The following is an 11,067-nucleotide window of genomic DNA, read 5'->3' on the forward strand; positions in this document are numbered from 1 at the left end:
CGGCGGCCAGCCCGGTCGCGGTCAGCCCGCGCGGCGGCTGCACGAGGACGGCCCGCCCGGGATCCCAGCCCACCTGCACCGCCCCGTCCGGTCGCAGCAGCACCGGCCGTGCCGGGTCGATGATGTAGGCGGGCGTCTGGGATTCGGCCCTCGTCACGCCTCGGAGCCTGTCACGGCGGGCGGCGTCACCGCCTCCGGTTGTCCACAGCGTCGGCGACGATGCGCCGTGCGGCCGGCCTGACCCCGAGGGTCAGTCGTCGGTGTCGCCGCCGGCGTCGGCGTCGCGCCGGAACTCGGCGATGGCCTGGTCGATCGCGGAGTCGATGCCGCTGGTGTCTCCGCCGATGATCCGGTCGATGAACGCGGCCGGGTCGTCGAGATCGGCGGCCTCGGGCAGCAGATCGGGGTGCTGCCACACCTGGTCGCGGGCGTCGATCCCGACAGCCACGGTCAACCGCTCCCACAGCACCGCGGCTTCACTCAGCTTGCGGGGCCGCAATTCCAGGCCGACCAGGGTCGCGAAGGTCTGTTCGGCCGGACCACCGGTGGCACGGCGGCGGCGCAGCATCTCCGACAGCGCCGCGGTGCCAGGAATCCGTTCGCCCAGCGCCGCCGTCACCACCGTGCGCACCCAGCCCTCGATCAGGGCCAGTAGCGTCTCCAGCCGCTCCAGGGCGGCCAGTTGTTCCGGTGTCGACTTGGGCTCGAACACCCCCTGGTTGAGCAGGTCGGCCATTGCCGACGGGTCGGACATCGCCGCGGGGTCGAACCCCTGCGCCAGCTCCTCGATTCCCCGGATGTCGATCTTCATGCCGCGGGCGTAGGCCTCCACCGCGCTGAGCAGCTGGTTGGCCAGCCACGGGACGTGGGTGAACAACCGGTGGTGCGCGGCCTCACGGGCGGCCAGAAACGTGACGATCTCACTGCGCGGCTGCTCCAGCCCGCCGGCCAGTTCCTCGATCGCACCGGGCAGCAGCGCAGCGACGCCTTTGGGCCCCAACGGCAATCCGATATCGGTCGAGGTCAGCACCTCTCCGGACAACCGGCCCAACGCCTGGCCCAACTGTGACCCGAACGCCAGCCCGCCCATCTGCGACATCACCGACAGCAGCGGGCCGGCCATGCTCTTGGCCTCCTCGGGCAGCGCCGAGGCCCACACCGATGAGACCTGCTCGGCCATCGGGTCGCACAGGCGCTGCCAGGTCGCCATGGTGTGCTCCACCCAGTCCACGGGCGTCCAGGCGGCCGAGCCGGTGGTGCCGGCCGGCAACGACGTCGCGCCGTTGAGCCACGTCTCGGCCAGGTGCACCGCGTCACCGATCGCGGTGGTGGTCGAGGCCGTCACGGGCGCGACCGAACCGATTGAGCGCGCGGCGACTTGGCGGGCCAGGTCGTAATTGACCGGTCCGGACGGCCGACCGCTGGTGGACACGGCGCCGCTGAACATCTGGCCGAGCTGGGTGAAGATCTGCCCCAGATCGGCGATGTTGAAACCGGCGCCCATTCCCCAGTCGCTCGGACCGGGATCTCGTCCCCCGGGCCGCTCGCGGTCGGGGTCGTCCCCGGAAGAGAAACCGAAGGGCAGATCAGCCATAGCCCCAACCGTACCGACCGGCGTCCGGCCACGGTGCGACACGCGGCACTCCGATGTGTGGCCCGAGGTCGGCCGGATCCGGGCCGTTTACCATACCCGGGGTGAACAGGCGGATTCTGACGCTGCTGGCGGCCCTGCTGCCGGTGGTCGTGTTCGGCGCACTGCTGACGGCGGTGACCGTGCCCTTCGTGTCGCTGGGACCGGGCCCCACCTTCGACACCCTCGGGACGGTCGACGGCAAGCAGGTGGTCGACATTCAGGGCACCCCGACGCGAGCCACGTCGGGGCAGCTGAACATGACCACGGTGTCGCAGCGCGACGGACTGACGCTGGGTGAGGCGCTGGCCCTGTGGCTGTCCGGGCGCGAACAGCTCATGCCGCGTGACCTGGTCTATCCGCCCGGCAAGTCCCGCGAGGAGGTCGACGAGGACAACGACGCCGAGTTCCGTACCTCCGAGCAGAGCGCCGAGTACGCCGCCCTCGGCTACCTGCGCTACCCGAGCGCGGTCACCCTTGCCGAGGTCCACGACCCCGGGCCGTCGGTCGGCGCGCTGCAGCGTGGTGACGCGGTCGACGCCGTCGACGGCGAACCCGTCTACACCGTCGAGCAGTTCACCAAGCGGCTGTCCGCCACCAAGCCGGGCGAGACGGTGACCATCGACTACCGGCGCAAGAACGCCGCGCCCGGCACGGCGCGGATTACGCTCGGCGAGAACAAAGACCGGCCCAACGGATTCCTCGGTGTGTCAGTGCTCGACGCGCCATGGGCCCCGTTCACCGTCGAGTTCAACCTCGCCAATATCGGCGGCCCGTCGGCGGGGCTGATGTTCTCGCTGGCCGTCGTCGACAAACTCAGCACCGGCACGCTGGCCGGGCAGAACTTCATCGCCGGCACCGGGGTCATCAAGCCGAACGGTCAGGTCGACTCGATCGGGGGAATCACCCACAAGATGATCGCGGCCCGCGAGGCCGGCGCGACGGTGTTTCTGGTCCCGGCCGAGAACTGCTACGAGGCCCGCTCGGACCCCAACGGGTTGCAGCTGATCAAGGTCGACAGCCTCGCCCAGGCGGTGGACGCGTTGCGCACCCTCACCGGCGGAGGTCAGCCGCCGTCTTGCTGAAGCCCGGTTGGCTACAGTGGGGCCGTCAGGACAACCGAGCTAGGGAGCGTGGCACGTGGGGATGCGGCCCACCGCGAGAATGCCGAAGTTGACCCCGCGCAGCCGGATCATGATCGGGAGTGCGCTCGCCGTCATCGTGTTGCTGCTGGTCGGGCCGCGGCTGATCGACGGCTACGTCGACTGGCTCTGGTTCGGGGAACTGGGCTACCGGTCCGTTTTCGTCACCACCTTGCTGACCCGGCTGATCGCCTTCGTGGTGGTCGGCCTTGTCGTCGGCGGAATCGTGTTCGCCGCCCTGGCGATGGCCTTCCGGGTCCGGCCGGTGTTCGTGCCCTCAGGCGGCGCCAACGACCCGGTGGCGCGGTATCGGACCGCGGTGTTGTCGCGGTTGCGACTGGTCGCGTTCGGCATCCCGACGGGGATCGGTCTGCTGGCCGGGATCGTCGCCCAGAGTTACTGGGTGCGTATCCAGTTGTTCCTGCACGGCGGTGACTTCGGGATCGCCGATCCGCAGTTCGGCAAGGACCTCGGCTTCTACGCTTTCGACCTGCCGTTCTACCGGCTGATCATCGGTCTGCTGCTGGTGACGTTCTTCCTCGCCGCCATCGCGAACCTCACGACGCACTACATCTTCGGCGGCATCCGGTTGTCGGGTCGTGCCGGGGCGTTGAGCCGGCCGGCGCGTATTCAGGTCGTCAGCCTGATCGGCACCCTGGTGCTGCTCAAGGCCGCCGCCTACTGGCTGGACCGCTACGAGTTGCTCAGCCACACCCGCGCCGGCAAGCCGTTCACCGGCGCCGGCTACACCGACATCAATGCGGTGTTGCCCGCCAAGATGATCCTGCTGGCGATCGCGCTGATCTGTGCGATCGCGGTGTTCTCGGCGATCGTGCTGCGCGACTTGCAGATTCCGGCGATCGGTCTGGTGCTGCTGCTGTTGTCGTCGGTGGTCATCGGTGCGGGCTGGCCGTTGCTCGTGGAACAGTTCAGCGTCAAGCCCAACGCGGCGCAGAAGGAGAGCGAGTACATCTCCCGGTCGATCGCCGCTACCCGGCACGCCTACGGGCTGACCGAGGATGTGGTCACCTACCGCAACTACAGTGGCGACGCGCGTGCCACGGCCGCGCAGGTCGGCGCCGATGCCGCCACCACCTCCAACATCCGGTTGCTGGACCCGACCATCGTCAGTCCCGCCTTCACCCAGTTCCAGCAGGGCAAGAACTTCTACTTCTTCCCCGACCAGCTCACCATCGACCGCTATCGCGACAGCGAGGGCCAGCTGCGCGACTACGTCGTCGCCGCCCGGGAGCTCAACCCGGACCGGCTGATCGACAACCAGCGCGACTGGATCAACCGCCACACCGTCTACACCCACGGCAACGGGTTCATCGCCTCGCCGGCCAACACCGTGCGCGGGATCGCCAACGACCCCAATCAGAACGGCGGCTACCCGGAGTTCCTGGCCAACGTCGTCGGTGCCAACGGCACGGTGGTCTCCGCCGGTCCGGCCCGGCTCGACCAGCCGCGTGTCTACTACGGCCCGGTGATCGCCGACACCGTCGCCGACTACGCGATCGTCGGGCGCAACGGTCCCGACCGCGAGTACGACTACGAGACCAACACCGAGACGAAGAACTACACCTACACCGGTAAGGGCGGCGTCAACATCGGGAACTGGTTGGCGCGCAGCGTGTTCGCCGCCAAGTTCGCCGAACGCAATTTCTTGTTCTCGTCGGTGATCGGCGCGGAGAGCAAGATCTTGTTCAACCGCGACCCGGCCGGCCGGGTGCAGGCGGTGGCACCGTGGCTGACCACCGATTCGACGGTGTACCCGGCGATCGTCAACAAGCGGCTGGTGTGGATCATCGACGGCTACACCACGTTGGACAACTATCCCTACTCGGAGCTGACGTCGCTGTCGTCGGCGACCATGGACTCCAAAGAGGTGGAGTTCAACCGGCTGCTGCCCGACCGGCGGGTGTCCTACATCCGCAACTCGGTGAAGGCGACCGTGGACGCCTATGACGGAACGGTGAACCTGTACGCCCAGGACGAGCAGGACCCGGTGCTGCAGGCCTGGATGAAGGTATTCCCCGGGACGGTCAAGCCCAAGGCGGAGATCTCCGCAGAACTTGCCGAGCATCTGCGCTACCCCGAAGACCTGTTCAAGGTGCAGCGGTTGCTGCTGGCCAAATACCACGTCAACGACCCGATCACGTTCTTCTCGACGTCGGACTTCTGGGACGTGCCGCTGGACCCCAACCCGACCGCCAGCAGTTTTCAGCCGCCGTACTACATCGTCGCGAAAAACCTTGTCAAGGAAGACGGTTCGGCTTCTTATCAGCTGACCAGCGCGATGAACCGGTTCAAGCGCGACTACCTGGCCGCCTACATCTCCGCCAGCTCCGACCCCGACACCTACGGCAAGATCACGGTGCTGACCATTCCCGGTCAGGTCAACGGGCCCAAGCTGGCCAACAACGCGATCACCACCGACACCACGGTCAGCCAGGAACTCGGGTTGATCGGACGTGACAACCAGAACCGCATCCGGTGGGGCAACCTGCTCACGCTGCCGGTGGCTGACGGCGGGCTGCTCTACGTCGAACCGGTCTACGCCTCCCCGGGCTCCAGTGACGCCGCGTCGTCGTATCCGCGGCTGATCCGGGTGGCGATGATGTACAACGACAAGATCGGCTTCGGGCCGACGGTCTCCGACGCGCTGACCGGTCTGTTCGGGCCCGGAGCCAGCGCGGCGGCGACCGACATCGCGCCCACCGACGGCGGCGCGCCGGCCGCCAAGCCGGCAGGTCCCACTCCGCCCGCCGCCGCGGCGGTACCGGCACCGCCACCGCCGGCCGGCAGCGTCGAGCTGTCGGCGGCGAAGGCCGCTGCGTTGCGTGAGATCGACGCCGCCATCGCCGCGCTACGCGACACCCAGCACAAGGGTGACTTCGCCGCCTACGGTGCGGCGCTTCAGCGCCTCGACGACGCCGTGGAGAAGTTCAACAGCGCCAAGTAGCCCCTTTTTGCGCGGGTGTGCGTGTCCCCGGCCCCATACCCGCGTGTCGGACCGTTTTCGCGCACGCTCGCAGCCGCCCTGACTCGCTCAGGCATCGAAGAGTACGGCGAGCATGAGGGTGCGGACGCACGCCTGCGGATAGCCGCGGTTGGCGGCCGGTGAGCCCGCCGAATCGGTTTCGGGCCGGTCATAGTGCACCAACCGGCCGATGTCGACGACCAGGCCCATCGCGGCGTGAACCAGAAACCGCGCGTGCGTGGCGGTGAGTTCGGGGCGCACCGCGGCGAGCAACCGGACCCAGGAGTCGATCGTCGACCGCTGCACGTTGCGCAGCGCCTGCTGATCGGCCGGGGTGAGGTTGACCCGCTCGCTGTAGTAGATCGAGGCCAACTCCGGGTTGGCGAACGAGGTGGCGACATAGGCGTCGACCAGTTGTGTCAGCGCGTCCCGCGGTTCCGGCCGGTCACTGTTCACCCGGGACAGTTCCGCGGAAAGCCGGTCCGAGGAGCGCCGCAGCGCGGTGCTGAGGATGTCGGCCTTGCCGGGGAAGTAGCGGTAGATCCCGGCGACGCGCACGCCGGCCACCGCTGCGATCTGCGCCATGGAGGTCTCGCCGTAGCCGCGCTGGTGGAACAGCATCATCGCGGCGTGCAGCAGCGCTTCGTAGGTCCCGGCGTCGGGGGTGAAGATCCGCCATGCGGGCGGGCCCGGCACGAAGTCGTCGGCCGCGGGCAACTCGGCGTTGAGCAAGGCCGACGATGCCCCGCTCAGCATGGCCTTGATCTCTTCTGCCGGGGCGCGCACGCGATGGTCGGCGATCCCGCCGGCGACGCTGAGCAGCCCGGCCGACAGCATCCGCAGCTGCAACGAGGTCGACGTGGGACGCAGCGCGGCCAGCGGCGCCTGCAGGCGGTGATTGACGAGCCGCAGCTGATCGACCAGCCGGGTCTCGTCCGCCTCGCGCAGGTAGCGTGACTGCCATCGGTAGAGGCCACCGGATTCCCGATTACGCAAAGCGACGTCGATGAGGGCCTGTACCAGCTGATCCAGCGTCGCCTCGTCGGTGGCCTCGGCCGTCAGGTCGGTGGCCAGATCCGTGGCGTCGACCAACTGCTGGCTCAACGCCAGTACGGCGTCGCGGAACAGGTCGTATTTGCTTGCGTAGTGCCGGTACAGCGCCGGAGCCGAGATGCCCACCTCGCCGGCGATGGCCTCCAACCGGACCGAGTGATAACCGAGAGCGCTGAAGGCCTCGGCGGCGACCCGGGCGATCTGGTCCTTGCGGTCCTTGGGGCGCCGCCGGGCGGTGGGCGCTACCGCAGAAAGATGTTGAGCCAACGGAAATCTCGTCTCACGTCGACCGGGACGGTGCGGAGCGCGGGGAGCGGGTGTCACCCTCGCGGTCGCTGCTCAGCGCAGCGCGCGCCCGCGCATTCCAGTGGTGCCTGGGCGCCAGCGCCGACAGCCGAGCCGCCTGGATGAACCGCCACAGCGACCGCCGGTCGGCGGCCGTGACACTGATCCCGGTCAGCTCCCGGGCATGCGGATGCTGCAACGCGCGGATGGCACCGTGGGGGACAGCCCGCATCCACCAGTCGGCGGGAGCGAAAATCTGTTCGCGGTACGGCTCAAAATGCGCACCGGCGAATAGTTCTGTGCGGCAGTGGTTCTCGAAGTACTCTACGAACTCCGGCCAGTTCGGCGGCATCGACCGGCTTGATATGCCGTACCTGCGGTACCAGACGCAGCACTCGCGATAGAGCTGCTCGTGTTCGTCGGGATCCAACGGCCGGATGAATCTGTTGACCATGACAAACAGCGACTCTACGTAAGCGGCGTGCTGAAAATGGAAGGTATCGGGGTTCAGCGCATGATATTTCCGGCCGACGCTGTCGACACCCTTGACGTGCTCGTGGGAGAACCGCATCTGGGGGCTCAGATCCACCCCGGTGTAGACGTAGTTGACCGCCTGGGTGACGGTGCGCTTCTTGTGCAGCCAGATGCGGTCCCGCATCAGCGCGTGCTCGGTGATGCCTGCGGCGATGCCCGGATGCAGCATCAACAGGCACACCGCCCTGGGCAACACGAACAGGTAGCGCCGGTCGGCCAGAACATGCCAGAGCATGCTGTCCCGGTCCAGGTCTCCCACCGCAGGCGCCATGATCAGATCAGCGCCTTGCGTCGCCGGATGCGGTAGCGCACGTCGCCCATCAGCACGCTGTAGTTGAACGTCCGGATGAACCGCGGCAGGAAACGGTTGACGAACGACACGAACAGGAACAGATTCTCGAACTGCCGTTGCTCGGTGGCCGACCACTCGACGCGCAGTAGTTCACGAAATCTCGGCGCCAGAAATCCCACCGTCAAAAACCGCAGCAGCGGTCCGAACAGCGCCCGCAGCACCGGGTTGATCATCTGCAGGGTGATCAGCCGCATCAGGTAGTCGCGGACGACGTCGTCGAGCAACAGGGTCTGGCATGTTGCGTTCCAGTAGGCGTCGAAGTCGGCGCGAGTGGCCGGCCACTGGTCTTCGGTGACCTGCAGCGTGGTGCCCAGTGGCCGTGCCTGCTGGTAGAAGTTCTCCGCCTCTTCCGGCGTCATCTTGCCGCGGAGCAGCTGGAAGGTGTCCTCGTAGAAGACGAACAGGCACGCGGCGACCCACAGTTGCAGGTCGCGGTCGAAGGCGTTGTATTTGACCGGGCTGCTGTCGGTGGAGCGGACCTGCCGGTGTGCGACGTTGACGGCGTCGCGGTAGGCGGCGCGCTCGGCGTCGGTACCCAGCAGCGCGACGGCCATGTACTGCGCGGTGGTACGCAGCCGCTTCCACGGATGCTCCATCAACGCCCCGGACTCCACCCGGCTCTCCACCACCCCGTAGCCCACTCCCGGCATGCTCAACTGCATGACGACGTTCGCCGCCGACGCGGCTGCCGTCCAGAAGTCCAGCGCCTCAGTGATATCGACGAGTTCTACGTCCCAGCGCGGCGTGTAGGTGTCGATGTGAATCCGGGTCTCGGCGGTGGTTGCCTGCCGGTGCCGGGGCCGTTGCAGTTCACGGTCGTCGTCGTGACAGGTCGACATGTCAGCGGTCCTTTCAATCGGCTAGGGATGGGCGAAGTACTGCGGTAGCTGAGCGAGCAGCCAGACCACGCCGACCGCCCCGACGAGTGCACCGCAGGCCAGCACCGTGAGTACGCCGGCGCGCAGCAGCCGGGCCTCCGGGGAGGCCAGGATGCGCAGCATGCTGACGACCAGGTCGATGAGCCGTACCAGCATCATCATGGCAGCGACCTCCGGTACTGCGGCGTCGGTGATCGTCGGATCATCGGTGTCCCTCTCGTGTGTGCGACATCAGCTTCCACCGTATTCCGGCCGCAGTGAGGCCGACAGTGCGGTGAGCGGCACCCGGGCGACCACCGCGCCGCCGTCCATGGACCACACCAGTCGGTCCGCCGGCCGCGGGTTCTCGCGGAGCATCGGGGCATCGGGCAAATACAGGATCAGTTCCCCGGGTGAGAGCGCGAAGGCGCGGTAGTTGCCGGTATAGCCGGGACGGCCGGGACCGGGCTGGAATTCCTCGACGGTGAACGGGTAGCTGTTCGGGGCGTGCGGGGGTGCCGCGGCGTCCAGCGCTGCGGGCAGCACCGGCGCGGCTGCCGGTGGGATGACGGCCATCGGATCGATCCCCGGCTTGAACAGGTCTGCCAGGGAAAGCCGGCGGCCCTTGTCCATATCGAAGACGAAGGTTCGATACGCGTTGTTGGCTTGCATCCCAAACGGTTCCAGGCATTCGTGTACGACGAGCGACTGCACGGCGCCAGGACCGGAGAAGCTGTCGACGTAGGCGATTGCGCTGCTGTCTCGCGCCGCCTCGGCGCCCGAGTCCCGCCAGCCGGTCATCAGCCGGTGGTAGAAGTCGCGTAGGACCGGCCCGGTCACCGCTGCGTCGAGCTGTGGCTCGGGTAGGTCCAAGGCGATGTAGCGCTCAGCATTTCGCGTCGACACCACCATCGTCGTGCAACGCTGGCCGTCCCAGGTCGCCCGCAGCTCGTCGCAGAAACTCGGTGCCGAACCGGCAGCGACCGGTGCGGAGCCCACCACCGCGGCCACCGCGCCCACTGCTATGGCCACGGTGGTGACCCGGCCGGCGGCGGTCATCGCGGCAACTCCCCGGCGGTGACCTCGCTGACAAGCCAGCGGCCGGCCGTCTTCTGCACGGTGATCGCCATCGGGGTGATGTCATCCGGCGGCTCGGCGGGGGCGCCTTTCGCGGTCGCGCTGGTGAAGCTCTGGCGAACGAACAGCAACACGGTGGCACTGCCGGTATCAACCGATTTGACCGCCGAATCGACGACGCTGCCGGTCGTGGTGACCTGATTGGCCAGCAGCAGTGCCCGCAGCTCCGGGCTCTGCTTGGCGTAGCGCTGGTGGAACCCGCCGGTCGATCCGTCGAGGATCCTGGTGATCTGCTGGTCGATGGTGCCGGGGCTCGCAGTCGTCAGGATCTCCGCGTAGTGGGCCGCGGCGTGCTGCGCCTCCCGGGCGGCGACGGCCGACTGATGGTGCTGGTACAGCAACCAGCTCTGGTATGCCGCACTCACGAGCACGGCGGTGGCGCACAGCGCGGCGGCCGGTCGTGCACAACGCCGCAGCCGGTGAGGCCGGGGCGGGGCTGCGGGCGCCTCGATGTCGATTTCTGCCACGTTGGTCATGTTGCCCTTCCGGTGATCACACGAGATCGACTGCACTGGCCAGCCAACGGCCGTCGATGAGTTCCATGGTCATCTGGATGCGGTTCCGGTCGATCCGCGGTTCGGAACGCACCGCGTTCGTGATGGATTGGTCGACGAACAGCAACACCTCGACCCGGGTTGCGGTGGCGGATTTGACCGCCGCGTCGATGACGATGCCCTTTCCGGAGGCCTTGTTGTCGATCAGGATCTGGCGCAACTGTTTGGCGCCCAGGCTGTAGGCCTCCTTGAACTGTCCGGTTGCTCCGTCGATCGCCCGGTCGTAATTGCCGTCGATGTCGGCGGTGTCCAGGGTGGTCAACGTGACCGCGTAGTCCCTGGCCGCGGCGAGGGCGGCCTCGCCGGCGGCGGCGCGGGTATGGGCCTGATACAGCTGCCAACTCGTGTATCCCGAGTACGCCAGGGCCGCGATCAGCAGTGCGACGGTCAGCATCGCCGCCCTACCACGACGTCGCGGCGGTGCGGGCGTGGCGGGCTGCTCATCGGCGGCATCGTCGTTCGCCTCGGCGGGGGTGTCATCGTCGACCTGCTCAGCGAGTTGGTCGAAGACATCGGGATCGGCTGCGTTGGGCATCGGGG

10 protein-coding genes and 1 pseudogene are annotated in these 11,067 nt (G+C 67.8%); 2 read left to right on the forward strand and 9 right to left on the reverse strand.

Annotated elements, in window-relative coordinates:
* Positions 1-157: pseudogene (locus DQP56_RS08005) on the reverse strand (cyclodehydratase); the annotation flags it as partial.
* A gap of 93 nt (positions 158-250) precedes the next feature.
* Complete coding sequence (locus DQP56_RS08010; protein WP_112684432.1) at positions 251-1,594, reverse strand: zinc-dependent metalloprotease; 1,344 nt, start codon at positions 1,592-1,594, stop codon at positions 251-253.
* A 101-nt stretch (positions 1,595-1,695) separates the two neighbouring features.
* On the opposite strand from DQP56_RS08010, the gene DQP56_RS08015 reads away from it, so the two are divergent.
* Both DQP56_RS08015 and DQP56_RS08020 read left to right on the forward strand, forming a co-directional pair.
* Positions 1,696-2,715, forward strand: a complete 1,020-nt coding sequence (locus DQP56_RS08015; protein WP_112684433.1) for a YlbL family protein — start codon at positions 1,696-1,698, stop codon at positions 2,713-2,715.
* Between the two features lie 55 nt (positions 2,716-2,770).
* Positions 2,771-5,737 (forward strand): UPF0182 family protein, encoded by a 2,967-nt coding sequence (locus tag DQP56_RS08020; protein WP_112684434.1) that lies wholly within the window; start codon positions 2,771-2,773, stop codon positions 5,735-5,737.
* Positions 5,738-5,824: 87 nt separating this feature from the next.
* Here DQP56_RS08020 and DQP56_RS08025 read toward each other — a convergent pair whose 3' ends face one another.
* From DQP56_RS08025 to DQP56_RS08055, 7 genes are all read right to left on the reverse strand, one after another.
* Complete coding sequence (locus tag DQP56_RS08025) at positions 5,825-7,075, reverse strand: TetR/AcrR family transcriptional regulator (protein WP_234825555.1); 1,251 nt, start codon at positions 7,073-7,075, stop codon at positions 5,825-5,827.
* Positions 7,076-7,088: 13 nt separating this feature from the next.
* Complete coding sequence (locus DQP56_RS08030; protein ID WP_234825556.1) at positions 7,089-7,898, reverse strand: oxygenase MpaB family protein; 810 nt, start codon at positions 7,896-7,898, stop codon at positions 7,089-7,091.
* A 2-nt stretch (positions 7,899-7,900) separates the two neighbouring features.
* Complete coding sequence (locus DQP56_RS08035) at positions 7,901-8,818, reverse strand: oxygenase MpaB family protein (RefSeq protein ID WP_205868821.1); 918 nt, start codon at positions 8,816-8,818, stop codon at positions 7,901-7,903.
* A 21-nt stretch (positions 8,819-8,839) separates the two neighbouring features.
* Entirely contained in the window at positions 8,840-9,019 is a 180-nt protein-coding gene (locus DQP56_RS08040; protein WP_112684435.1) for a hypothetical protein, read from the reverse strand.
* Positions 9,020-9,088: 69 nt separating this feature from the next.
* Entirely contained in the window at positions 9,089-9,895 is an 807-nt protein-coding gene (locus tag DQP56_RS08045; RefSeq protein WP_112684436.1) for a mannan-binding lectin, read from the reverse strand.
* Positions 9,892-10,440 carry an Rv1363c family protein gene (locus DQP56_RS08050; RefSeq protein WP_133258900.1) on the reverse strand — a complete coding sequence of 183 codons (549 nt, stop codon included), beginning with the start codon at positions 10,438-10,440 and terminating at the stop codon, positions 9,892-9,894. The genes DQP56_RS08045 and DQP56_RS08050 overlap by 4 nt, the downstream gene beginning before the upstream one ends.
* Positions 10,441-10,465: 25 nt before the next feature.
* A complete protein-coding gene (locus tag DQP56_RS08055; protein ID WP_112684438.1) occupies positions 10,466-11,062 on the reverse strand; it encodes an Rv1363c family protein in 597 nt (198 codons plus the stop codon).
* Positions 11,063-11,067 lie beyond the last annotated feature (5 nt).

The sequence above is a fragment of the Mycolicibacter senuensis genome, assembly GCF_003284925.1.
Taxonomy (GTDB): domain Bacteria; phylum Actinomycetota; class Actinomycetes; order Mycobacteriales; family Mycobacteriaceae; genus Mycobacterium; species Mycobacterium algericum_A.